Raw genomic sequence first — 24521 nt, 5'->3', positions numbered from 1 at the left:
GGGTATAACATGGCAAACAGACGAAATAACAGATTGTCGGGAGAGATGAAAAGAGTTATATCTGAAGTTATCAGAAATGAGGTTAAAGATCCTCGCTTATCTGAACTGTTAAGTGTAACGGATGTTGATGTTATGGAGGATTTGAAATATGCAAAAGTGTATATTTCCGTATACGGTGACATCGAACCGACTCTTGAGGCTTTGAGAAGCGCAAAGGGATTCATAAGAAGAGAAGTTGGAAAGAGAATTAAAATGCGCTTAACTCCTGAATTGTTGTTTGAAAAGGATGATTCCATAGAAAAGGGAATATATATGTCAAGCTTGATTAATAAGGTAATTGAAGATGAAGAAAGCAGGAAGCCGAAAGATGAATCTGAAGATGAATGATGTAACGGAAATATTTAATTTAATAAATAATTCTAAAAATATCTGCATCGCAGGACACAAGGCACCTGACGGAGATTGTATAGGGTCTGTGATGGCCCTATACGAGTTTATAAAGCCTCTGAATAAAAAATTGACTGTCTGTATTGATGGTATAATTCCTTATAATTATAAGCAATTTATGGACGAAGATATCCTGTTAAAAGAATATAACAACGAAGAATTTGATTTGTTGTTTGTACTTGATTGCAGTGATAAAGAAAGATTGGGAAAGTTTAAAGATGTTTTTAATAACATTAAAACTTCTGTTTGTATAGATCATCATAAAACTAATGAAGGTTTTGCCGACATAAATATAATTGATACGGAAATCAGCTCTACCGGTGAGCTTTTATATGATATATTAAAAATTTCCGGAAGAGAATTAACGAAAAAGATAGCAACCAATATATATATAGCAATATTGACTGATACAGGTAAATTCAGCTATTCAAACACCAACGGAGAAACTCATAAAAAAACTGCGGAGCTGATAGAGCTTGGCGTTGATATATCACAAATTGACAATATTATTTATAACTCCAAACCCTCTAACATCGTAAAAGCATATATAGAATGCATAAGCAGTTTAGAGCTTTATTATAGCAATAAATTTGCAATTACCTGCATCACCAATGATATACTTGAAAGAAACAATGCAGAAATGGGCGATATAGACGGCGTCGTTGAATTTTTAAGAGAAATCGAAGAGGTTGAAGTTTCCTGTGTTTTAAAGGAATATGATTCAAGCGATACAAAGGTCAGCTTAAGGGCGAAAAATAATATCGATGTATCACATATTTCGGTAAAATACGGCGGAGGCGGTCACGCAAAGGCAGCCGGATTTGAAATAAAGGAAACAATTGAAAACACTAAAAAAATACTTATAGAAACATTTAAGGAATATTTTCAGGAATGATGAATGGAGTATTGAACATATTAAAACCAACCGGAATGACTTCTCACGATGTTGTCAGTTCAGTAAGAAAAATATTGAATATAAAAAAGGTTGGGCATGCCGGTACATTAGATCCCAATGTTTCCGGAGTCATGGTTGTATGCGTAGGCAAAGGAACTAAAATAAGTGAGTATCTCATGAATCAAGACAAGGAGTATGTTTGCGAATTGATTTTAGGGCAAAAAACCGATACTCAGGACAGCTATGGAAAGATTGTGGAAGAAAAAAAGTTCAAGAGTATTAGTGAACGTACACTGTTAAATGCTTTAGAAGATTTTAAAGGCAGACAGCAGCAGATTCCACCGGCGTATTCGGCAGTTAAATTAAACGGTAAAAAACTGTATGAATACGCGAGACAAAATATATCGGTGGAAAAAGAAGCAAAGGAAATTCATATTAAAGATATCAATCTTATAAAATACGATAATGAAAGAGTACTTATGAGGGTCAATTGCTCCAAGGGAACCTACATGAGAACCTTGTGTAACGATATAGGCGAAAAATTGGGAGCATTGGGACATATGGGTGTATTAGTAAGGACAGAAACAAAAGGTTTACATATTGAAAATTCCGTAACCCTAAATGAACTTAAATTTTTATATGATAATAACAGACTGCAAGAATGTCTGATACCTATTGATAAAGTTTATCCGTTAAAAAAAATAAATGTTCATATGGATTATTACGACAGGCTTACAGCAGGCAATGAAGTATATGCACAAGCTGATACAATTGAAGATGAGGTATTCTATATATATTGTAATGATGAGCTTATCGGAATCGGCAAAAAAATAAATAACAACTTGGTAAAAATAGAAAAAATGTTGGTATAGACACAGGTGGAACTAATGAATAACAGAAAACCCTCTTGTATTGCCATTGGTAATTTTGATGGTATACATATTGGACATGATGCACTGATCAGAAGAATGATTGAGTTAAGCAATGAAGAAAATCAAGACAGCATAATTATAACATTCAGGTTTGTAAGAAGGGATTTAAAAAAATCCACATATAATATTAAATACATAAACAGCAGGAACATTAAACTGGAGCTGTTAAAATCATATAATGTTACTGAAGTTGCAGAGATTGAGCTTGATGAAGTCATATCAAAATATTCTCCCGAACAGTTTATAAAGGAAATTCTTATAGACAAATACAATGCTAAAAATATTGTGGTTGGCTATAATTTTACCTTCGGACACAAGGCAAGCGGAAATATAAATACATTAAGAGAATTCGAAAGTACATATAATTACAAGGTTGAAGAAATATTTCCTGTTAAGTATAACGGCATTGCCGTAAGTTCTACGTTGGTGAGAAACTTATTAAATGAAGGGAAGATATTAGAGGTTAACAAGCTTTTAATTAACAATTACACTATTTATAATAATGAGCTGAATATAGATTATAATAAAAAGATTGCTTTTGCAGATAATAATTCAAGTATCATAATTCCTCCCGACGGAAGATATAAGGTCATGACAGGTGGAAAGGAAGCTTTGTTAACCATCAATACAAATAAAGATAACTCGATTTTGATTTTTGATAAATTAGAACGAGATGAAGATATAATTTTTTTAGACAGAGCACATTAAAATATTTATAAATTTATGTTTACAAAAACATAGTATTATGGTAGAATTTATTGTATTTCCATAATCTAAGTTTTACGAATCCTCAACGTATTGCATGGATTATGGTGAAATAATAATTAATATGGAGGAATAAAAAATGACAAAAGAACAAAAAACACAAATTATCGAACAATACAGAATCAATGAAAAGGACACAGGATCTCCGGAAGTTCAGATAGCTATGTTGACTTTCAGAATCAACAATCTGACTGAACACTTAAAAGACAACAAAAAAGATCATCACTCAAGAAGAGGTCTTTTACAAATGGTTGGTCAAAGAAGAGGATTTCTTAACTACTTAAAAAATAACGACATCGAAAGATACAGAAGTATTGTTGCAAGATTAGGATTAAGAAGATAAGTGAAATTAAGGAGCGGGGGAATCCCGCTCTATTTTTTCACTTACAGCATAAGCGACTGACCCCAAATTAAAATTTGGGTCATCTGCTTTCGCATACAGCATAAGCGACTGACCCCAAATTAAAATTTGGGTCATCTGCTTTCGCATACAGCATAAGCGACTGACACCAAATTAAAAATTTGGGTCATCTGCTTAAATTAAAAGGAGGTAAAATGGAAGAACGAATTTTTAAATATATGCTTGCCGGCAGAGAGCTTACGGTTACAACAGGTAAAATTGCAGAGCTTACTAACGGAAGTTGCTTAGTAAGGTATGGCGATACCGTAATCATGGCAAATGTAACCGCATCTAAAGAACCGAGGCAAGGAATAGATTTTTTCCCATTGAGTGTAGATTTTGAGGAGAAGCTTTACTCAGTAGGAAAAATACCCGGCGGATTTATAAAAAGAGAAGGAAGACCGGGAGAAAAGGCAATACTTACATCAAGGCTGATTGACAGACCACTCAGACCATTGTTCCCGAAAGGATTCAGAAATGACGTGTCGGTAATTGTGACCGTATTGTCTGTAGATCAGGATTGTTCTCCTGAAATAGCAGGAATGATAGGATCATCCATAGCATTATCCATATCCGATATACCATTTGAAGGACCAACGGGAGCTGTAAACTTAGGGCTTATAAACAACGAATTTGTAGTAAATCCAAACAGTAAGGAAAGAGAAATAACAGACCTTAATTTAACGGTATCAGGTACAAAAGAAGCAATAATGATGGTTGAAGCAGGAGCCAATGAAATTACCGAAGAAAAAATGCTTGAGGCAATTTTGTTCGCTCACGAAGAAATAAAGAAGATTTGTGATTTTATTGAAGAAATAAGAGCGCAGGTTGGTAAAGAAAAATCAGATTATGTTAAGTTTGCATGTGATGAAACCATAGAACAGGAAATCAGACAATATGCAACACCTATAATCAACGAAGCAATCATCGAGGAAGATAAGCTTACAAGACAAGAAAAAATTGATAACTTCAAGGCAACAGCTAAAGAAATATTTTTAGAAAAATACCCTGAAAACGGATCAGACATAGAAGATGCTCTGTACTCCATAATAAAAGAAAAGGTAAGAGAGAACATTCTCTTAAGAGGCATCAGACCTGACAACAGAACAATTGATGAAATAAGAAAAATAACATGTGAGGTTGGAATGCTTCCGAGAACTCACGGTTCTGCAATATTTACAAGAGGCCAGACACAGGTACTTACAGTTGCTACACTTGGTGTATCCAGTGATGAGCAGACTTTAGACGGAATATCCGAAGAAACCTCTAAAAGATATATGCACCATTATAATTTCCCTTCATACTCAGTTGGAGAAACCAGACCATCAAGAGGTCCGGGAAGAAGAGAAATCGGTCACGGAGCATTGGCTGAAAGAGCATTGGAACCTGTTCTGCCGCCTGAAGAAGTATTTCCCTACACAATAAGATTAGTTTCCGAAGTATTGAGCTCTAACGGTTCAACATCTCAGGCGTCAGTATGCGGAAGTACCTTGTCATTAATGGACGCAGGTGTTCCTATTAAAGCACCGGTAGCAGGAGTTGCTATGGGCTTGATGAAGGAAGGAGATAACGTAGTTGTATTAACAGACATACAAGGCATGGAAGACTTCCTTGGGGACATGGACTTTAAGGTTGCAGGTACACAAGAAGGTATAACGGCTATTCAGATGGACATCAAGGTTCATGGAATAGACAGAAATGTTCTTACAAACGCTTTAAAAAAAGCACATGCCGGAAGAATGTTTATACTTGACAAGATGCTTCAATGCATAGATAAGCCGAGAGAAGAAGTGAGCAAGTACGCACCTAAAATTATTTCAATGACTATTAAGCCTGATAAAATCAGAGATGTAATCGGTGCAGGCGGAAAGGTTATCAACAAAATCATTGAAGAAACAGGAGTTAAAATTGATATCGATGATGACGGTTCAGTTTTAATAGCTGCTGAAAATGTTGAAAATGCATACAAAGCTAAAAAAATAATTGAAAACATTGTTAAAGAAATAGAAGTTGGCGAAATATTACTTGGTAAGGTTGTAAGAATAGCTGCTTTCGGAGCATTTGTAGAGCTTACAGATAACAAGGACGGACTACTCCACATTTCTCAAATCTCTGACAAGAGAGTTGCAAAGGTAGAGGATGTATTGAACTTAGGAGATGAAATCCTTGTAAAAGTAATTGAAATTGACCAACAAGGCAAAATCAAGCTTTCAAGAAAAGAAGCACTGAAAGAAACAGAAAATAAATAATAACAGCAAGAAAGATAGCAAATAAAATTGCTATTTTTTTATTTCACTTACAGCATAAGCGACTGGCACCAAATCAAATATTTGGGTCATCTGCTTTCAAATTTTAACTGCAATCAGAACAAAATATAGAAGTACATTCTTAAAATTTATAAATTTCTGTTGACAGAAACATTATATAATGTATATAATGGATATATACAATAATGCGAGGTTAACTTATGAATATTATAATAAGTAATTCAAGCGGTCAACCAATTTATGAGCAAATAGTTTCTCAGATAAAATCACTTATCATATCAGGTGAATTGAATGAGGGTGATGCCTTGCCATCAATGAGAATATTGGCGAAGGAACTCAGAATCAGTGTAATTACAACAAAACGTGCATATGAAGAACTTGAAAGAGAGGGCTTCATAGTATCTTTTACGGGAAAGGGAAGTTTTGTTGCGAGTAAAAATATTGATTTAATCAGAGAACAGCAGCTTAAAGAAATAGAAAATTATATGCAGGAAATTATTATATTGGCAAATAATTGTGGAATAGGACTGGATGAATTGACAGAGATGATGAATTTGATTTATGAAGGAGAATGATTATGGAATATGCGCTGCAGTTAATAAATGTGACAAAACAATATAAAGATTTCAAGTTAGACAATATTAATATTAAACTGCCACAGGGCTGTATAATGGGCTTTGTAGGAGAAAACGGAGCCGGGAAAAGTACAACTATTAAACTTATATTAGATTTAATAAACCGTGATAGAGGTCAAATAACTGTGTTGGGGAAGGACAATAAAATTGACTTTAATTCAATTAAAGAAAATATTGGTGTCGTAATGGATGAATCAAGCTTTCCTGATAATTTAAATGCAAAAGAAATTAATAAATTCATGAAAAGAATTTATAAAACATGGGATGAGGATAAATTTTTTAAATTACTTAAGCAATTTTCAATTGCCGAAGATAAAAGCATAAAGGATTATTCAAGAGGAATGAAAATGAAGTTTTCTATAGCGGTTTCATTGTCTCATGATTCTAAAATATTGATAATGGATGAAGCCACCAGCGGATTAGATCCAATAGTAAGAGAAGAAATTTTGGATATTTTTTTAGAATTTATACAGGACGAATCCAATTCCATATTTATTTCATCTCATATTATCAGCGATTTAGAAAAAATCTGTGATTATATAACATTTATTCATAGGGGTAAGGTTGTATTTTCAGAGCCTAAAGATGAATTATTAGAGAAATACGGCATATTAAAATGTTCAGAAAAGGAATTAGAAAAAATAGAGGTTTCTGCTGTTAAAGGGATAAGAAAAAACAAATTCGGAGTTGAGGCATTGGTATTTAAGAACAAGATTAAAGGAAGCTATGTTATAGATAAAGCTAATATTGAAGATATAATGTTATTTCATGTAAAGGAGCAGGTTTTATGATAGGTCTTATTATTAAAGATTTAATAAATTTAAAAAAGCTTTCAAAAATATATTTATTAATATTATTATTTTACTTTATAGTAAGTATTGCAGGCGGAAATCAGGATATGTTTGGTGGAATGATAGTTATGCTTGCTGTTATGATTCCTATAACTGCATTGTCATACGATGAAAAAAACAAATGGGATAGATATGCTTTGACGATGCCCCTGATGAGAGGCACAATAGTTCTGAGCAAGTACATTTTAGGCTTGATATTTCTAATTGCAGCTTTTACTTTAGCATTTATAACTAACATTATATTTACTGAAATTATTTTATATGAAAATCTTATGATTAATTTGACAACTTTCTCGGTTGGTATCATAATGATATCTTTTATCCTGCCGATAATTTTAAAATTCGGTGTTGAAAAAGGACGTATACTTATGATGATAGTAATTTTTACACCGGTAGCCATTATAGTAATGCTGCCTAAATTAGGAATTCCGGCACCTGAGCAAGAAACAATAGAAATGTTTTTAAAATATCTGCCTGTAGCAGCTATAATAACATATGTATTATCAATTTTAGTATCAGTGTCAATCTATAAGAAAAAAGAGTTTTAGTAATTAGTTTAATTAAATTGTTTTATATAATTTGAACCATAAACAAAATACCTTTATTGCATATAATACTATTAAATGTTTATTAATTAAATTATTCCTAAGAAAGGGTATTTTATATGATTAGAAATACGTATCAACGACAATTATTCGATTATTATATGAAGCAATATAATAACTTATATTATCCGAAAAACATAAATTCAAGCCAATTTAATATGTTAGAAAGCACAAACAATACTGGTTTTATAAGATTAAATATTGTAAATCAAAGGGGTGAACCCCCTGTTACTAACGCTACAATAACAATATATGTTACTGATGGCATAGAACGTGATATTCCGGTCATGCATCTAATTACAACTATAAACCCAATTAGAATAGAATTGCCTATGGCCTATGAATTAGGAACTCAAATTGCAGGACCGGAATATAACTTTTCTACCTATAATATAAGGATAGATGCTTTTGGGTACTTTGCCAATATTGTATATAATATTCGTTTATTCCCAAATACAACAACTGATTTTGATATAGTGATGATTCCGATTACACCAATTGAGAGGACTCCTGTTTTAGAAGAAAGAATAGATATACCTCCTCATCTAAGAGATGTGGTATTATAAAAACACATGGGGGATGGTTCTCACCCTACCAATAATTAAAATTGTTCTCTCCGGATTGCTAAAAATAACCCTATACATGAATAATGCTCACATATTCGTGTATAGGGTTATATAAATTTGTACTAATGAAAAATTTCTATCAATCCAGCTTATTCCATAGTATAATAATAGTATAAAGTTAAATACCCCTGACGGATATTCCCTGCGATTTTTTGAATAGCGTCAATGGATTTGAGTTATAAGCATAATGCCTATTCTGGGTTTTTATATAATGGAGGTTTATATGAAAGAGAAACAATCTTTAAATCCCGTAAAATCTATCTTGATTATTTATTTGATATGTTTTTTATTCAGAATAGTTGAATATATGGTTGTTCGCACGGATCAAAGTATTTTTGGAGAGGCATTCATACATAAGTTGATAGGAATCTTCGTACTCTTACTGGCAGTAAGGTATTTTTCTATCATGTGGTCGGAAGTAGGATTTACAAACAAATCGATGATAAAATATATCTTTTATGGTCTGATCCTTGGGGTATCCGTATTTATAATCTCATACGCAGCCGAGTTTTTTATGCAGTTGTCAAGAGGAAGGTCCCCATCAATGCAAATCTATGTCACAAGCTATGGGATTGACGGTAATCAGGGGAAGCAAACTGATTTATTGTTTTTCGTTTTTTGTATCGTCGGAAATATTATCAATGTTGTTATGGAAGAAGGTATTTTCAGAGGTTTATTCATTAAGCTGGCGCAAAAGAGGTATTCTTTTATAAAAGCAGTAATTTTATCTTCTGCACTTTTTGGCATATGGCATATTGCAGCTCCTGTACGCAGTATGCTGGACGGAGAAATGAGCACATCAGGAGCCGTTATGTATGCCCTGATGCTCGTTTTAACAACAGGGGTTACGGGAGCCAAATTCTGCTTACTTACCAAAATCACCGGATCTCTTTGGATGCCGATGGCAGACCATTTTTTCAATAATAGTATTGTTAATACTCTACACATCGTATCGCTTTCCGGTGCTGACGAATTACAAGTAATTCGTATTACAATTGCGCAAACGGTATCGTTTCTGATTGTCCTATTTATCTATTGGAAAAGTGGAGCACACAAAAAGTCCACATTTCGTGCATACACATAGAGGACTACCGGATTTTCGATTGTTTCTTGGGTGTTTGCACTATTACTGATACATAAGCCGTCTAATATTGCAATACAAAAATTATTGGCAATATATAAACCTATTAGTGACAAGGAAGAATTGAATAATGCGGGAAGGTTTATAGGTACGACAGAACGAATAAGGAACTCTTTTAAGTACGCTTGTGGTAATAGTTGTTTCATTTGTGTTATAATTAGTTAGGAAAATAGGAATTTGTAGTGTAAATTACTTAGATAATAGAAAGGATAAAACATGGACAAAGCTAAGCTTACCAAATCACTTGAAGTTATGAATGAACGATTCGGACATGATACACTCATTTCACTCGCTACTACTGACGGTAATATTCCTGCTGTACGCATTATAAACAGTTACTATGAAAATGGGGCATTTTATACAATCACGCATGCACTCTCCAATAAGATTAAGCAAATAGAAGTAAATTCTACAGTTGCAATATGCGGTGAATGGTTTACTGCTCATGGTGTTGGTGAAAACATAGGATATATTTGTGATGATTCAAACACAGAAATTGCCACGAAACTGAGAAAAGTATTTTCAGCATGGTATTACAATGGCCATACAGATGAAAATAACCCTAATACAATTATTCTACGTATCAGATTGACAGACGCAGTTCTTTTTAGTCACGGCACAAGGTATGATATTGATTTCAAAGAAGTTCTTAATTATTGACCACCTAAGTTACAAAATCATCAGGATTCATTGAAAAATATATAAACGAGATTTCTTGTGCCAATAAACAAACGGGGGATTTCAGCCCGGATGGAAGCTTTCATACGAGAGAACGAATTTAAAAATGTAAGCAAAATAATTGCTATTATTACATGTGGATGATATTTGTGCGGAGCGGATGATTCGTTAGAAAAGTTGTTTTTAGAAAAGGGCTTCCTAAACCTACCGTCTATTCGCTCGTTATGGTCACAAACTATTCGATATTACATGATATACCTAAGCTGAAAATTCAGAAAAAGAAGCTGCTTCATGCTGAAAAGGAGCTTGATAGAATCCTGAAAGGAGAAAAAAGACCTTATCGAAGCAATAGATTCATACGAAGAATAACACCTAAGATACATGAAGAATATGAAAAAAAACGAACAACATCACGGGGTACATGGCAGCATACGATGTTAAGCAATAATCTCAAAGCACTCTATACGAAGGTATTGAGCGAGGTAAGTGCTGAAAAAGAGTAGTAGAATAATCAGGCAATGGTGAGAATCATATAAGACTTATAGAAAAATAGAATTTGTCGTTGTTTAAAATATTCATTAATTATAGAAAAAGATAGGAGTAATCAAGATGGATGACGATAATAGAACCAATCATAAAGACTTGCAAGAAAACATTGATAGGCCGGATGATGAAAGTACAGAGATAAATGGTACTAACGAAACAAATTATACAGGTGTTTTTCTGACTATAGGTGCTGGGATAGGAGTTTCGTTTGGAATTTTATTCGATAATTTAGCCATCGGTATTTCCCTTGGCGCTGGACTTGGTATAGTGATTGGTGCAGTTGTTGAATCTGCAAAAAAGAAAAAATAAGAACCATGGGTCAATAATAAATACAGCAATAGTTGGTAAATTCCAATTTGAACGGAGGGATTGCATGGTAAATAAAACAGATGCCATTGAGATAATAACATATGCTGAAGAAAATGGAATTAGTATTTGGATAGATGGCGGTTGGGGAGTAGATGCGCTATTAGGAGTGGAAACAAGAGCACACAACGATATTGATCTATTTTTGGAAGAAGGTAACAGTAAAAAGTTTATTGAAATATTAATAGAAAAAGGCTTTGCTGAAGTTACAGAAGCATATACAACCACATCTCACACGGTTTGGAAGGATACTAAAGGTAGGATAATTGATCTTCATATATTTAAATTCAACGAACAAGAATACATTGTTTTTGAGGGAGAAGCATATCCTCCAAGCGTGTTTAGCGGTATCGGGAAAGTAGGCGATAAAATGGTAAAGTGTATTGATGCTGAAAATCAAGTTTTATTTCACTTGGGCTATGAGCATGATGAAAATGATGTGCATGATGTAAAACTATTGTGCGAGAGATTTGATATTCCTGTTCCGAATGAATACAAGTAAAGTAACTGGTAAATTCCAATTTGCAGGTAGGAGAGATAATGATGAAAGATGTTTTTTTGGTATACGATACAAGCTGTTTTTATGAAATAGTTATTTTGAATTATTTTATGAGTTTCACAAAATGTGAAGTAATATTATGCTCATTGGACGGAAAAGCAATACGCACTGCAGAAGGATATTCTGTTAATGTTGATACAGCATTAGATGAAATAAATTTAAGCGAAGTAAGAAGTTTTATCGTACCTGGCGGTGATATATCAATTATTAACAACAAAGAAGTTAAAAATATATTACAAGACCTGAAAAAGAAGAATGTTCTGATTGCAGGAATATGTGCTGGTGTTGATTTGTTGGATGACGCCGGGATATTAAGAGATATAAAATCTACACATTCTACAGATGAGGATATAATGAACGATAGCAAAATTATTACTTCAAGAGCCAATACTTATGTTGATTTTGCAATTGAAGTTGCAAAAGAATTAGAATTATTTGAGGATGATGCAGATTTAGAAGAAACTATTGATTTCTGGAAATACCATAAAAGGATGCAATAAGGTTTAAAACTCAAAAGTGAAGGAGATGAGAATATGGATTCTGACAATATTTCAATTGAACAAATAAAGAAAACAATTACTCCAATATTAAAAAAGTATCATGTGAACAGGGCAATATTATTTGGATCATATGCTTATGGAGAAGCAGTCAAGAACAGTGATATTGATTTATATATTGATACAGATGAAAAATTAAAAGGACTGGATTTTCTTGAATTTCTTGAAATTCTTGTTGAAATTCTTGGAAAAGATGTTGATTTAATTGACAAGTCTCATATAGAACCTAATTCTTTAATACTTCAAGAGATAGAAAATGGAGGGATAATAATATATGAACAATCAGAAAATTATTCAAAAGATAATTAAAATACACAAATAATATAACTTATGAAGAATTTATTGTGAATAGCATGATGATAGAAGCATGCATATTTAATTTAAGCCAAATTGGTGAATTAGTTAATAAGCTTGATAAAGAATATATACTTAAATATCCGGAAGTTCCGTGGAAAAAGATGAAAGGCTTAAGAAACCGCATAATTCATGATTATGAAGGAGTAAATCTTAAATTAATATGGGAGATTATTTATATTGATATAAAATCATTGAAAGAACAATTATTAAATTTAGATAAATAACTTTTAATTTTATATTATTTGAAATTAATTTGTTGAGTATAATTTTATATAGGGGGGGTATTGATAATGTACAGAAAAAGCGTTTTAGATGATTGGAATATTAAATTTACGTTTTGAAGGACAATTGCATCATTTGGAGCGAATTGCTGAAATTCTTGAATTTGCAGTTGCATTTGAATACAGAGGCAGAGGTATAGGAAAAGAAATGTTAGCTCAAAGCTATCAAATTGCAAAGGATAATGTCTGCTCTCAAATTGAACTTGCCTGCAACCAATTACGTAAAGATGCACATCGCTTTTATACAAGGGAATGCATGAATAATTTTCATTTCAAATTCTCCAAACGATTGCTTGATGATGGTTCTCAGGAAAACATTCTTGGAAGATAAGACTTTTGATGAGTAAGCCTAAGAACTTAATAGGGATAAAGAAAGAATGATAAAAATATTTGCGGAGATATAAAATGAGAACAGAAAAAGAAATGTTTGATCTAATCCTTAATGTTGCAAATGCTGATGAACGTATAAAAGCCGTAATTATGGTTGGTTCCCGTGCAAATCCTGATTGTCCTAAAGATATATATCAGGATTATGATATTATATATTCTGTGGATAGTGTTGAGCCGTTTTACAACAATTTAGAGTGGATGGAAGGAAACTTTGGCAAACCATCTGCAATGCAATTGCCTGAGCTTAGTACACACCCGCTTTTACCACCGGCAAATGACGGACATTTTACTTATCTTATGCTATTTCCCGATGGAAACCGAATTGATTTAACAATAGAAAAATATCCATACATTTACAATGGCGAACCTGCTGTAATTCTACTTGATAAAAAAGGTTTTTTACCTGATATTGAAGTAAATCCATCATTTTTCTATATAAAAAGACCGACTCCTGAAATATATCATAATACTTGCAATGAATTTTGGTGGTGTCTCAACAATGTTGCCAAAGGAATTGCACGTGATGAACTGCCATATGTTATGGATATGTTTTCGCATTACGTACGTGATATGTTAAATCAAATGGTAGAATGGTATATCGGTATAAAAAATAATTTTAACGTTTCAGCAGGTAAAATGGGTAAGTATTATAAAAGATATTTACCTGTGCATCTTTATGAAATGTATGCACTGACTTATTCTGACAGTGATTATCAAAATATATGGAAATCTGTTCTTACAGCCTGTGAGCTTTTTAGATTATTAGCATTAGAAGTGGCAAGCTCTTTCGATTATACCTACAATAAACAAGAAGATGAAAATATGATGAAATATATTTATTTTATTAAAAATAAGCTTGATTATAAAAAATAACATTAGCTATAAATTCCCAATTTTAAGTGATAATTATTTTACAAATGTTCCACTGGATGCTGTTGACAATAGCGTACAACTGTATGTAGAAGTTGGCGCTATGTGTGAAGCGCATTTGAAGTTTGTAACATTCTTCCGAATAATGTTATGTGCATTCTACGAAATTGATAAATTAGAATTTAGCGAGGTGATTTTATGAATGAAATAGGAATTGAGATAAGAGATAGTTTAAATATTGATGAATATAATAATTTAAGAAAACAAGTTGGATGGGAACCTAAAAATCCAATCGTTGTAGAAAAAGCTATAAAAAATAGCACTATTGTGAAAAAAGCTATATATGATAATTTTGCAGTTGGAATGGCTAGAGCAATTGGAGATGGCATGTCATATCTTTTAGTTGATGTAGTGGTAAATTCAAAATATCAGAAAAAAGGAATAGGAAAAAAGCTTGTAAATTCTATAATAGATGATATAAAAGAAAATACAATTGCTGGAGAGTATAGTACCATTAACTTGATATCGATAAAAGGTATGGAAAAATTTTATGAAAGTTGCGGATTTGAAGCCGTACCCTTCGGTTATAATGGGAACGGTATGAGAATAAAAATTGAAAAATAATTATTCAAATTTCAATTTAACATACGGATATGTTAAGGAGAATTTGCAAATTTTTTGTTCAATTTGAGGAAAAGTATTTGAAAAAAGTGAGAATTACTGTGCTATGCAAGAAATTCTATCCGGACCTTGCGGATGAGTACTTGACAGATGTAAAAGAAGTGGACCATGTCCATTACTGGATGTAGGAAATGAATTTATCTTTGAAGGCAGTGCGAAAATGCCGGAAGGGTTTTGCCCTTAGGCATGGATTGATATATATAGCGGACTAACGGAATACTTTTATGCAACTTCAAAAACTTGACTAATTATAAAATATAACATACAATATAAAAGAACAAATGTTCTTGGCAATGAATTTTCCGGGAGTAGATGGATTAATGGATTCATAGATTATTATACAAGTCAAGGATATGGATTATATAATAACTTAAAGGGGATAGAAGGAGTTTGATCTCAAGTTGCTTAAGGAAAGAATAACCCCAATTATAGATAGAAACTTTTAACACATAGACATTTGTTAATATTTATGGAGGCTGAATTGATGAATGATTTTACAAAGGAAGATATGGAGGAGGCACTTCGAGCTATAACTTCAATGATTAGCAGGACGGAGAAATCAAAAGAAAAATTTGCTCAAGGCACTTCCCAGTATACATTGCAAAAGAACAGGCTTAGAGCGCTAAATATAGTTTCATCGTTAATATCGAAAGAATTAAAAGAGAGTAATGGTATGGATTGTTATACCAAAGAAGATTTGGAAAAAGCACTTGCACCGATAGCTTCTCTGATCAGTAAATCTGAGAAAGCACAGAAAAAATTAGCACAGGGTACATGGCAGCATACGATGTTAAGTAATAATCTCAGAGCACTCTATATAGCTTCGCCATTTTTAACGAAGGCATTGAGCGAGATAAGTGCCGGAAAAAGGCAGGCTTTGAAATAAGTGTTGAAAATGAGCAGGAATATATCATGATTTGCAATCTTAATAATTGAACAAAAGGAGGTAATGAAGTATATGGTAAGAGAAATATTGAAACTTGGGAACCCGCAGTTATATGAAATAAGTGAAGAAATTACGAAGGACGACCTTGGTTTTTTGCCGGAGTGGGTAGAAGACTTACATGATACTCTTATGGATTATAGTAAAAAATATGGAGCAGGACGTGCAGTTGCTGCACCTCAGATAGGAATTAAGAAAAGGCTTCTATATATGCTTACGGACAAACCCTATATTTTCGTAAACCCGGTGATGAGTTTTCCAGATGATGAAAGATATATGTTGAAAGATGATTGTATGTCCTTTCCCGGACTGATAGTTAAGGTAGAGCGGTATAAAAGAGCGGATATTCTTTATTTGGATGAGAATTTTAGTCCTCAAAAAATGCATTTGGAGGGCGATCTCTCAGAGCTATTACAGCATGAGTACGATCACTTAGATGGAATCTTAGCTACCATGCGTGCAGTTGACAATAAGTCGTTTTATCTGGAACATATGAAAAGGGATTTATGATGGCTGCACATGAGTTTGGTATTATGCAAAAAAATCCAAGTTATGAAGAACGATTCGATTCTTACGAACCGCAAAAATACAATTGTATTTATATTGATGATGACTTTATCGAACCCATTATGGATGAGCTGCAAAGTATAGATTGTTATTGGCATACCTTGCAGAGATCGGAAAAGGGTCTTGCATATTGTGGTGTTACTCTTATTCCATACGAATCAATGGAATCGTTTATAAATATTTTGTTACTCCAAAATAATGAAGCATATGATCCTTTGATTCACTTAGCCAATCAGGCAAAAGAAAACAAAAACTATTTAATTCATTTTGGTATCTGAATTATTTTTGAAAATTCTTAACAGCAATGAACAGGAATTTAGGAGGCTTGTTTGTGGAAGGCATAGAAAGATATAAAATAAGGCTACTTCCGTATAATAAGGAATGGGTAAACAAATTTTTTCAAATCCAAATAATCAACGGGGGTGAAATCTATTAAATACGTTCCTAACGGCATTACAATTATCAGAATATTTGCATCTGTCAGTTTGTTGCTTGTAAAACCATTTTCAGCATTTTTCTTTTTCTTTTATCTTACGTGTGGAATTAGTGACGTTTTAGACGGATATATTGCAAGAAAAATGGATGTTACCAGCAAATCAGGGCAGGTATTAGATAGTATTGCTGATTTGATATTTATTAGTATTGTGTTGTCAATTTTTATACCAATTATGAACTTTCCACTGTGGATTATCTGCTGGATAGTTGTTATTGCTGTAATACGCTTGCTTTCAATATTTTTTGGTATTGTAAGATATCATCAGCTTGCTTTTTTACATACTTATGCCAACAAAGCTACGGGTATAATCTTGTTTTTCTTTCCTTTTCTATTTTCTGTTTTAGGAAAAGAAATAACATCAATTATTATTTGTTGTATAGCGAGTATTTCGGCAGCTGAGGAATTGATAATTAATCTGACTTCAAAAACACTACATAGAGATAGAGGTTCAATCTTCAGCAAATAGGTTGGTACAGGTATGCTTACGATGATATAGCTGATATTGAATATTCCACCTGATTGTTGAACAAATATAGAATATATTGTGTAAAACAGAAATTTACTAATTAAAAAGAATGAGAGGAAATCAAAATGGTGCATTTAGTGTATTGTGATAATACAGGGAAAAAAGGTGAACGTGTTTTGGATAAAATTTTATCCGGAACCAAGACAATGGTAGTAAGAGGGGCAGCCGGCCGCAAAATACCTCACAGCAGGGTATTTGAAGGTGAGACGGTCTACTTTATGGAAAAAGGAACATCAAGTATTTCTGCCTTTGCTACGGTGAAAGTTGTTCAAAATTATGTGAAGCTGACTGAGGACGAGATTACAAAGACACTGAAAGACAATCAGGACAAGTTAAACTTAACTGAGAAACAAAAAGAGCGCTGGCATAAGAAATGCTTATGTCTTGTAGAATTCGGAGATCTTAAGCAAATCGAACCTCCGCTTGCATTTGACCATCAGGGAAATATGGACGATTGGCTGATTATTGATAAAATTGAAGATGTAGTAGTGGGAACAAGCATACCTTACAACTATGAAAAATCTAAGTTTTAGTTTATTAGAGAAAAATTTTAAAATGTACTTATATTTGATGAATACATGCTGTGGATGGGACCAATGTTTACCCGGAAGAAGAATTGGAACATTTTTCAGAATAATATTATGAATATTTACAAAATACATATATAAAATAAGAATTTGTGAATTTATACGATTTGGAGGAAAAGCATATGAAAAAAGTGAAAATTACCGTGCTGCGCAAGGAATTCTATCCTGAGCTTGCGGATGAATACCTGACAGATGGTAAAAAGGTAGGGCCGTGTCCGTTGTTAGATGTTGGTAATGAATTTATTTTTGAAGGCAGTGCAAAAATGCCGGAAGGGTTTTGCCCTTGGGCATGGATTGATATATATCGAAGTATTAGTTCAATGTCATCCGGTTCTACATGTAAGCCGTGGAACAAAAAGGATGGGCAAACTATAGTGTGCTGTACAGATGGTATACGACCTGTTGTGTTCAATGTTGAGACGATTGGTGATAACTTGAATTCAATTGAATAGCTTGCTAATCAAAGAGTTGAAGAGTTATGCTTGACTCCGCCGGACATCCGTTTTGCCTATGTCAAATGAAATCAATTATTGAGAGTGATCATTTTGCGTTGTTATAAAAAATCATGAAATTGAATAGAAGATTTATGGAGATAAAAAGTGAAAGTTATTGAATATTTTACAAGTGAAAATAAAGAGCATTGGAAGGAGCAAATTGCACTTGCAGATTGGAGTGCAGCAAAATTCCTGCTTAAACTATTGAACAATACGCAGAAATTCGATGAATTGCTGGGAGGAGACGGAAAATTATTTTTTCTGCTTGACGGAGAAAATATAGTGTCATTCGTAACTCTTACAAGACAAGATTGCATTCGTGATGAAAACATGTTTCCGTGGCTTGGGTTTTTATATACGTATCCAGCCTACAGGGGAAATCGATATAGCGAAAAACTTTTAAAGTATGCTGAAGAACAGGCAATATCAGATAATCATCCGATTGTATATCTTGCAACAGACCATATAGGACTGTACGAAAAATATGGTTATACATATTTGGAAACACGTAAAGACTATTTGGATGAAGATACAAGAATATATTATAAAAAGCTGTAAAATTACTTATGTTTTAAAATGTATATGAATTTAGAGGTAGCTAAAATGAAGGATTTTAACAGAACAAATTTATCCTTTTCACTTTGTGGTCTTAACTGCGAATTATGTTCTATGCACTTAGACGGGTATTGCCCCGGCTGTGGAGGAGGTGCCGGTAACCAATCTTGTACAATAGCAAGATGCAGTTTGCAGCATGGCAAAGTTGAATTCTGCTTTCTCTGTCCTGAATATCCCTGCCGGAAATATGAAGGCATAGAAGAATATGATTCATTTATTACCCATCAGCGACAGTTAAAAGATACAATAAAGGCGCAGGAAATGGGAATAGAGTCCTATTGTGAAGAACAACGCCAAAAGGCTGAAATTCTAAAAATGCTGCTGTCAGATTACAATGACGGACGCAGAAAAACATTCTATTGTGTTGCTATAAACCTTTTACCGTTGCAGGATATAGAAAATGTGATGAAACAGGTTGAAAATACTTCATGTGATAAGCTTACAACAAAAGAAAAGGCGGAAAATATAGTTTCCCTTTTCCAAGATATTGCGCATAAGCAGGGACTTATACTTAAACTACGTAAAAAGTCAGCTAAGAATAAGCAGAAAACGCAAGAAGAGAAAGCGTAAATATAGCATATAAGATTTATTATACTTTTTAAGGAGTGAGATAATGATACGACAAGCTACTGAACAAGATCGTATGGCATTGGGTAAAATATATTGTTTTTCTTGGAAAGAAGCATATAAAAACATAGTCCCCGATGAATATTTGAATTCATTGACTATTGAAAAATGTTCTCCAAATAAAATAAACTCAAATGATACTCTCGTTATTGAGGATAATGGGATTATAGTTGGGTTGACAAGATTTGGAGAAGCCAGAGATAAGAGATGTGAAAACATAGGTGAATTATGGTCTATTTATATCTTGCCTGAGTTTTGGATGAAAGGCTTTGGACAACTTCTATTTTCCTCTGTTACGAAAAAATTGGAGGAATTGGGATATGAGAAATTTTACCTTTGGGTGCTGAAGGATAATTTCGGAGCACTAAGATTCTATGAAAAAATGGGCATGATAAATACTAACATTGAACAAATAATAAACATTGGCGGGAAAGATTTAGTTGAAATTAAATATGAATTTTCTTTAAAAAATTCTTTGAATTACTTGAGAAGGATAGAGCGGTAAAAAGGATATTAGACCCTTACTCAAACTGTGTAAATGACGATGACCTAATAATATATTTCTTAAAATATTTAGTATAATGTTCATAAAATCATGGAGGAACACGAAAATGAAAACACGATTAACACATGTCAGAGCAAACGTAAAAAATCTGCAGAAATCAATTGAATGGTACGAAAATGTTATTGGTTTTGCGGCAGAAGCTCCGTATCCGTCAGAAAATCCTGTGTATGTCAGCTTTGAATTTGAAGAGGGCGCATGTTTTTCGATAATGGTTGATGAAAAGCCATCACTTGGACGCTATAATTTTGTCGTTGATGATGTAGATATATTATGGGAGAAGTTAAAATATAAGGTTGAGATTGTAGAACCGATTTTTGATACACCATACGGAACAAGAAAATTTACAATAAAAGATTTGGATGGAAACGAATTAGGCTTCTGCCGACAATGAGAGTAGTTGATAGGTTTTATGAAATAAATAGAGATTGATAATCGGCAGGAGTTTTGATTAGATAGTATTGGCACAGTTTATAGAAAGGTTAAAAAATGGATGACAAATTTTATAATAAACTATTAAGTGATTTATTAGAACTAAAAAATGAAATTGACGAAACGAAGAATAAGAAGTTAGACATGGAATTGTTGGAACGTATAATTAAGAGGTTACATTCATTTGAATGTGAAGAATGTAAGAAATATTTAAAAGTAATAAATGATCAAATCGCGATCCTTAAACAAAAACACAATGCAATAAATGAGAAAGATATAAAAGAATATAATAAAATGAAGAATAATGTCATCTCACATTTACAGAAGGAACATAAGTTAGTAACTAAAGATTATTATATTGGAATATATATGTCATTAGGAATTACTTTAGGTCTTATATTTGGATTATCTGTGTTTGACAATATTGCACTTGGATTACCTATAGGGCTTTCCATAGGCTTAGCAATTGGAACAGCAAAAGATGAAGAAGCCAAGAAAAAAGGTTTAGTTATATAAAATAAAGTCTTCAACCAATAGGGGACGGTTCTTACTGAGAAGTATAACCGCTTGCGGAAGCCATAATAATTGCAATACAAGGGTTCTTACAGTAAATGATGTAAAGTAAGTAATAGTATATTATAGAATGATAAATAGGTGATGATAAATAACTATGTACGAAAATATTTTAAATTATTTAAAATGTAAGCCCAAGTTATATGAGCCGAGTACAGCTCCATTTTGGGATGATGAAAACATTTCTAAATATATGCTGGATGCACACTTGAATCCAAATATAGAAGCGGCTTCAAGGCAATTGGATTTTATAAAGAAGTCTGTTGAGTGGATTAGTACTATGTTTAAAAATACATCAGAGAAAAGATTATTAGACTTAGGCTGTGGTCCCGGTATTTTTGTGTTACGCGAGGAGGGGAAGTAAATGAAAATTGGAATTTTTCAGTTTCCGGGCAGTTCAAATATAACTGAAAATTACAAACACATTGTTAGAGCTGTTACGGAAGCGGCTAAAAATAAGGTCAGGCTTCTTGTTTTTCAAGAATGTGCGGTTTGTGGCTATCCGCCTGTCGAAACGCCTGAAATTAAAAATATTGATTTTGAACTCCTAAACTCTGTTATTAAAGAAATTCAATTACTTGCAAAAGAAAATGATATGTATATTGCTTTAGGTACGATCAGAAAAGAATCATCTAAGTATTATAATTCACTTCTTTTAATAAATTCTGATGGTGATATTATCGGAGATTATGATAAGAGGATATTATGGGGATGGGATTTAGATAATTTTACAAAGGGAAACAAACAAGGTGTATATCAAATTGACGATATAAAGGTAGGATTTCGAATTTGCTATGAAGTTAAATTTCCCGAAAGTTTCAGGGAATTATTCAAATCAGGTGTTGAACTGTGTTTTGTTAGTTTTTGTGATGTTTTAGAAAATGATTCGATTGAAAGATATAACATAATTAAATCTGCTCTCGTTACAAGAGCTTTAGAAAATACAATGAATGTAATATCCGTTAACAGCATATCAAAATATCAGACAGCACCGACGGCAGTAATTGATTTTAATGGAATTATCATAGATGAAGCACCGAGAAATCAAGAGTATCTTATGGTTTATGATTATAAGTCTCCGATAATAAACTTCAAGACAAAAGGGCAAATTCAAAATTCACTTGAATTGCTTGGAATAGCTAGAGAGATATAATCCAATTTATGAGACAAACTTTGGTTTCTGTGAAGGGGAGACAAGTATGAGTTTAAATAAATACATAAAGGAAATTGATAGATTAGAATTTACTGTAACAAATAGTTGTACAGGAAGGTGCAAGCATTGTTCGGAAGGCCGTTACAAAAGCATTATTGGAAATTGGCATTAGAGAAATGTTAAAGGAAGCAGAAAACAACGGTATTATTATTGATGCTTCTGATTATTATTCTCCTTGTGGAGTTTGCAGAGCGATAATAGAAGCAGTAATAAAATAACAGATGTTAAAGTTGATAGACAAATAAGAATTTAAAAGGTTAATAAATGGTGCAAAAAATGAATGATAAAAATGAACTGATTTTAAACATGGATAAGTTGCATACAACTGATTTAGGAATAGAACGAATTAAAAGAAATCTTTGTTTAGGTGTAGACGATGTTGTCAGTTGGTGTAAGAATAAAATTGAAGAGCCTGATAGCAGTATGATCAGGAAAGGCAAGAATTGGTACATAGATGCTGGTGATTGTAAAATAACAGTAAATGCTTATAGTTATACTATAATTACGGCTCATAAGTTAAAATAAATATAGCAAGGGGAGTTGAGAATATGTTAGATAAAATACCAAATGATAAAGAAATGACGGACTTATTGGGGCAGCCACTGTACAATGTGTGGACAGAATTATGCCAATTAATTGATACAAAATATGATATGGATACTCTTTGGAACAAGGGGTACAGAGAATGGGTATATGAGTATAAATATCGCAGAGGCGGAAAGACTCTTTGTACTTTATTTGCAAAGGAAAATTGTATTGGCTTTATGATCATCTTCGGAAAAGATGAGCGTGTAAAATTTGAGGCAGGCAGAGAGAATTATTCTGAAGATGTACAGAAAATCTATGATGAAGCAACGACATATCATGACGGAAAATGGATAATGTTTAAGCCGGTTGATACTTCTATGTTTAATGACTTTAGTCAGTTATTGGGAATTAAGAGAAGGCCAAACAGAAAATAATATTATATGGAAATATATTTGGGGCATTTTCTGTTTCATCCCCAAAATGCAGGTGAAAATATGGAAATAAGAAAACTAACTATTAATGATTATGAAGAAATATATGAACTATGGATGTCAACGCCCGGAATGGGTCTGAACGACATAGATGATTCAAAATCAGGTATTGATAAATACCTGAAGCGAAATCCAAATACTTGTTTTGTTGCGCTTGTATCCGGCAAAATCGCAGGAGTAATATTATCCGGTCACGATGGTCGGCGCGGTTATATTCACCATACAGCAGTTTCAATTGCAGATAGAAACAAAGGTATTGGCTCCGCCTTGATTGACACTGCATTAAAAGCCTTGAAAGGCGAAGGTATTCACAAGGTCGCACTTGTAGTTTTTAAAAACAATGGTATTGGGAACACATTTTGGGAGCGCAAAGGGTTTAATACAAGAGAGGATTTGAATTACAGAAATAAGGCACTGACAGATTTAAAAAGAATAGATACATAAAATTAAGTATTTGTCTTAGTTATTTGTTATATATATTCAGGAGGCATATTTGGAACGTATAATTATTATAGGTGGTAACGGCTGCGGAAAGACGACATTTTCAAAAGAGATATCTTCCAAGTTGAATTTGCCTTTAATTCATCTTGATACATTATATTGGAGAGATAATTGGCAAAATGCTTCTAATGATGAATTTGACGAACTTTTGCTGCGGGAACTTATAAAGCCAAGGTGGATTATGGATGGAAACTTTGGACGTACAATACCACTCAGGTTAAAATATTGTGATACCGTTATTTATATGGATTTTCCACGAATAAAATGCATTTACGGAGTAATAGAAAGAGTTATAAAAAACTATGGTAAAAGTCGTTCTGACATGGGTGGATATTGTCCGGAAAAATTTGATTTTAAATTTTTAAAATCTGTTTGGAATTTTAATAAAAATAACAGAAAGCGATATTATGCTATGCTGAATAACACAGATAATATCAAGATTGTTATATTTAAAAATCATAAGAAGATAAGAGAATTTATAAAAAGATTATAAATACAACAGGAGTTTAAAAAGAAA

At 32.9% G+C, this 24521-nt stretch carries 38 protein-coding genes and 3 pseudogenes; all 41 read left to right on the top strand.

Annotated elements, in window-relative coordinates:
- Window positions 1-9: 9 nt before the first annotated feature.
- On the top strand, window positions 10-387 hold the full coding sequence (gene rbfA, locus HZF24_RS09515; protein ID WP_179238071.1) for a 30S ribosome-binding factor RbfA: 378 nt from the start codon (window positions 10-12) through the stop codon (window positions 385-387).
- Window positions 368-1342: a DHH family phosphoesterase gene (locus tag HZF24_RS09510; protein ID WP_179238070.1), complete on the top strand. Its 975-nt coding sequence runs from the start codon at window positions 368-370 to the stop codon at window positions 1340-1342. The genes rbfA and HZF24_RS09510 overlap by 20 nt, the downstream gene beginning before the upstream one ends.
- On the top strand, window positions 1342-2214 hold the full coding sequence (gene truB / locus HZF24_RS09505) for a tRNA pseudouridine(55) synthase TruB (RefSeq protein WP_179238069.1): 873 nt from the start codon (window positions 1342-1344) through the stop codon (window positions 2212-2214). The genes HZF24_RS09510 and truB overlap by 1 nt, the downstream gene beginning before the upstream one ends.
- Before the next feature lie 15 nt (window positions 2215-2229).
- Window positions 2230-2982, top strand: a complete 753-nt coding sequence (locus HZF24_RS09500; protein WP_179238068.1) for an FAD synthetase family protein — start codon at window positions 2230-2232, stop codon at window positions 2980-2982.
- 136 nt (window positions 2983-3118) lie between these two features.
- Window positions 3119-3382: a 30S ribosomal protein S15 gene (gene rpsO, locus HZF24_RS09495; protein WP_179238067.1), complete on the top strand. Its 264-nt coding sequence runs from the start codon at window positions 3119-3121 to the stop codon at window positions 3380-3382.
- Window positions 3383-3594: 212 nt separating this feature from the next.
- Window positions 3595-5688 (top strand): polyribonucleotide nucleotidyltransferase, encoded by a 2094-nt coding sequence (locus HZF24_RS09490; RefSeq protein ID WP_179238066.1) that lies wholly within the window; start codon window positions 3595-3597, stop codon window positions 5686-5688.
- A gap of 218 nt (window positions 5689-5906) precedes the next feature.
- The gene (locus tag HZF24_RS09485) at window positions 5907-6281 is read left to right on the top strand and encodes a GntR family transcriptional regulator (protein WP_179238065.1); all 375 of its coding nucleotides are present in this window, start codon (window positions 5907-5909) and stop codon (window positions 6279-6281) included.
- A 2-nt stretch (window positions 6282-6283) separates the two neighbouring features.
- The gene (locus HZF24_RS09480; RefSeq protein ID WP_179238064.1) at window positions 6284-7132 is read left to right on the top strand and encodes an ABC transporter ATP-binding protein; all 849 of its coding nucleotides are present in this window, start codon (window positions 6284-6286) and stop codon (window positions 7130-7132) included.
- On the top strand, window positions 7129-7740 hold the full coding sequence (locus HZF24_RS09475) for an ABC-2 transporter permease (RefSeq protein ID WP_179238063.1): 612 nt from the start codon (window positions 7129-7131) through the stop codon (window positions 7738-7740). The genes HZF24_RS09480 and HZF24_RS09475 overlap by 4 nt, the downstream gene beginning before the upstream one ends.
- A 215-nt stretch (window positions 7741-7955) precedes the next feature.
- A complete protein-coding gene (locus HZF24_RS09470) occupies window positions 7956-8363 on the top strand; it encodes a hypothetical protein (RefSeq protein WP_179238062.1) in 408 nt (135 codons plus the stop codon).
- A gap of 283 nt (window positions 8364-8646) precedes the next feature.
- Window positions 8647-9507 (top strand): CPBP family intramembrane glutamic endopeptidase, encoded by an 861-nt coding sequence (locus HZF24_RS09465; RefSeq protein ID WP_246346036.1) that lies wholly within the window; start codon window positions 8647-8649, stop codon window positions 9505-9507.
- A gap of 273 nt (window positions 9508-9780) precedes the next feature.
- Window positions 9781-10224, top strand: coding sequence for a pyridoxamine 5'-phosphate oxidase family protein (locus HZF24_RS09460; protein ID WP_179238060.1), 444 nt, complete (start codon window positions 9781-9783; stop codon window positions 10222-10224).
- 242 nt (window positions 10225-10466) lie between these two features.
- Window positions 10467-10745, top strand: a complete 279-nt coding sequence (locus tag HZF24_RS09455) for a hypothetical protein (RefSeq protein WP_179238059.1) — start codon at window positions 10467-10469, stop codon at window positions 10743-10745.
- A 106-nt stretch (window positions 10746-10851) separates the two neighbouring features.
- A complete protein-coding gene (locus HZF24_RS18990) occupies window positions 10852-11097 on the top strand; it encodes a glycine zipper family protein (RefSeq protein ID WP_246346034.1) in 246 nt (81 codons plus the stop codon).
- Window positions 11098-11161: 64 nt separating this feature from the next.
- Window positions 11162-11656, top strand: coding sequence for a nucleotidyltransferase domain-containing protein (locus HZF24_RS09445; protein ID WP_179238058.1), 495 nt, complete (start codon window positions 11162-11164; stop codon window positions 11654-11656).
- 41 nt (window positions 11657-11697) lie between these two features.
- On the top strand, window positions 11698-12213 hold the full coding sequence (locus HZF24_RS09440; RefSeq protein ID WP_179238057.1) for a DJ-1/PfpI family protein: 516 nt from the start codon (window positions 11698-11700) through the stop codon (window positions 12211-12213).
- 33 nt (window positions 12214-12246) lie between these two features.
- The gene (locus HZF24_RS09435; protein ID WP_179238056.1) at window positions 12247-12579 is read left to right on the top strand and encodes a nucleotidyltransferase family protein; all 333 of its coding nucleotides are present in this window, start codon (window positions 12247-12249) and stop codon (window positions 12577-12579) included.
- Window positions 12580-12590: 11 nt separating this feature from the next.
- A pseudogene (locus HZF24_RS09430) lies at window positions 12591-12851 on the top strand (HepT-like ribonuclease domain-containing protein); the annotation flags it as partial.
- 88 nt (window positions 12852-12939) lie between these two features.
- Window positions 12940-13239 carry a GNAT family N-acetyltransferase gene (locus HZF24_RS09425; RefSeq protein ID WP_179238054.1) on the top strand — a complete coding sequence of 100 codons (300 nt, stop codon included), beginning with the start codon at window positions 12940-12942 and terminating at the stop codon, window positions 13237-13239.
- 74 nt (window positions 13240-13313) lie between these two features.
- The gene (locus HZF24_RS09420) at window positions 13314-14171 is read left to right on the top strand and encodes an aminoglycoside 6-adenylyltransferase (protein WP_179238053.1); all 858 of its coding nucleotides are present in this window, start codon (window positions 13314-13316) and stop codon (window positions 14169-14171) included.
- Window positions 14172-14366: 195 nt separating this feature from the next.
- Entirely contained in the window at window positions 14367-14792 is a 426-nt protein-coding gene (locus HZF24_RS09415) for a GNAT family N-acetyltransferase (protein WP_179238052.1), read from the top strand.
- A gap of 77 nt (window positions 14793-14869) precedes the next feature.
- Window positions 14870-15030 (top strand): annotated as a pseudogene (locus tag HZF24_RS18985) (TIGR04076 family protein); the annotation flags it as partial.
- Window positions 15031-15333: 303 nt separating this feature from the next.
- On the top strand, window positions 15334-15735 hold the full coding sequence (locus HZF24_RS09410) for a hypothetical protein (protein ID WP_179238051.1): 402 nt from the start codon (window positions 15334-15336) through the stop codon (window positions 15733-15735).
- Window positions 15736-15807: 72 nt separating this feature from the next.
- The gene (locus tag HZF24_RS09405; RefSeq protein ID WP_179238153.1) at window positions 15808-16302 is read left to right on the top strand and encodes a peptide deformylase; all 495 of its coding nucleotides are present in this window, start codon (window positions 15808-15810) and stop codon (window positions 16300-16302) included.
- Window positions 16299-16637 (top strand): hypothetical protein, encoded by a 339-nt coding sequence (locus tag HZF24_RS09400; RefSeq protein WP_246346030.1) that lies wholly within the window; start codon window positions 16299-16301, stop codon window positions 16635-16637. Before HZF24_RS09405 ends, HZF24_RS09400 begins: the two co-directional genes overlap by 4 nt.
- A gap of 144 nt (window positions 16638-16781) precedes the next feature.
- Window positions 16782-17321, top strand: coding sequence for a CDP-alcohol phosphatidyltransferase family protein (locus HZF24_RS09395; protein WP_312810984.1), 540 nt, complete (start codon window positions 16782-16784; stop codon window positions 17319-17321).
- Between the two features lie 125 nt (window positions 17322-17446).
- Window positions 17447-17914, top strand: a complete 468-nt coding sequence (locus tag HZF24_RS09390; RefSeq protein ID WP_179238050.1) for a hypothetical protein — start codon at window positions 17447-17449, stop codon at window positions 17912-17914.
- 176 nt (window positions 17915-18090) lie between these two features.
- Complete coding sequence (locus tag HZF24_RS09385; protein ID WP_179238049.1) at window positions 18091-18420, top strand: TIGR04076 family protein; 330 nt, start codon at window positions 18091-18093, stop codon at window positions 18418-18420.
- Between the two features lie 20 nt (window positions 18421-18440).
- A pseudogene (locus tag HZF24_RS19470) lies at window positions 18441-18527 on the top strand (VOC family protein); the annotation flags it as partial.
- Between the two features lie 40 nt (window positions 18528-18567).
- Complete coding sequence (locus tag HZF24_RS09380) at window positions 18568-19020, top strand: GNAT family N-acetyltransferase (protein ID WP_179238048.1); 453 nt, start codon at window positions 18568-18570, stop codon at window positions 19018-19020.
- 45 nt (window positions 19021-19065) lie between these two features.
- Entirely contained in the window at window positions 19066-19647 is a 582-nt protein-coding gene (locus tag HZF24_RS09375; protein ID WP_179238150.1) for a DUF3795 domain-containing protein, read from the top strand.
- Between the two features lie 43 nt (window positions 19648-19690).
- Window positions 19691-20209 carry a GNAT family N-acetyltransferase gene (locus HZF24_RS09370; RefSeq protein WP_179238047.1) on the top strand — a complete coding sequence of 173 codons (519 nt, stop codon included), beginning with the start codon at window positions 19691-19693 and terminating at the stop codon, window positions 20207-20209.
- A gap of 106 nt (window positions 20210-20315) precedes the next feature.
- Window positions 20316-20660, top strand: coding sequence for a VOC family protein (locus HZF24_RS09365; protein WP_179238046.1), 345 nt, complete (start codon window positions 20316-20318; stop codon window positions 20658-20660).
- Between the two features lie 95 nt (window positions 20661-20755).
- On the top strand, window positions 20756-21214 hold the full coding sequence (locus tag HZF24_RS18980) for a hypothetical protein (RefSeq protein WP_246346028.1): 459 nt from the start codon (window positions 20756-20758) through the stop codon (window positions 21212-21214).
- 154 nt (window positions 21215-21368) lie between these two features.
- Window positions 21369-21635 carry a hypothetical protein gene (locus tag HZF24_RS09355; RefSeq protein WP_179238045.1) on the top strand — a complete coding sequence of 89 codons (267 nt, stop codon included), beginning with the start codon at window positions 21369-21371 and terminating at the stop codon, window positions 21633-21635.
- Complete coding sequence (locus HZF24_RS09350) at window positions 21636-22424, top strand: carbon-nitrogen hydrolase family protein (protein ID WP_179238044.1); 789 nt, start codon at window positions 21636-21638, stop codon at window positions 22422-22424. It begins immediately after the preceding gene.
- A gap of 46 nt (window positions 22425-22470) precedes the next feature.
- Entirely contained in the window at window positions 22471-22596 is a 126-nt protein-coding gene (locus tag HZF24_RS19235) for a hypothetical protein (RefSeq protein ID WP_281372274.1), read from the top strand.
- 164 nt (window positions 22597-22760) lie between these two features.
- Window positions 22761-23009 (top strand): DUF3781 domain-containing protein, encoded by a 249-nt coding sequence (locus HZF24_RS09345; protein WP_179238148.1) that lies wholly within the window; start codon window positions 22761-22763, stop codon window positions 23007-23009.
- 23 nt (window positions 23010-23032) lie between these two features.
- Entirely contained in the window at window positions 23033-23446 is a 414-nt protein-coding gene (locus HZF24_RS09340; RefSeq protein ID WP_179238043.1) for a DUF3788 domain-containing protein, read from the top strand.
- A 60-nt stretch (window positions 23447-23506) separates the two neighbouring features.
- Entirely contained in the window at window positions 23507-23947 is a 441-nt protein-coding gene (locus tag HZF24_RS09335; RefSeq protein WP_179238147.1) for a GNAT family N-acetyltransferase, read from the top strand.
- A 49-nt stretch (window positions 23948-23996) separates the two neighbouring features.
- Complete coding sequence (locus HZF24_RS09330) at window positions 23997-24497, top strand: P-loop NTPase family protein (RefSeq protein ID WP_179238042.1); 501 nt, start codon at window positions 23997-23999, stop codon at window positions 24495-24497.
- Window positions 24498-24521 lie beyond the last annotated feature (24 nt).

Origin of the sequence: Sedimentibacter hydroxybenzoicus DSM 7310, assembly GCF_013403245.1 — a bacterium.
Classification (GTDB): domain Bacteria; phylum Bacillota; class Clostridia; order Tissierellales; family Sedimentibacteraceae; genus Sedimentibacter; species Sedimentibacter hydroxybenzoicus.
This window is presented reverse-complemented; position numbering and strand designations above follow the sequence as displayed.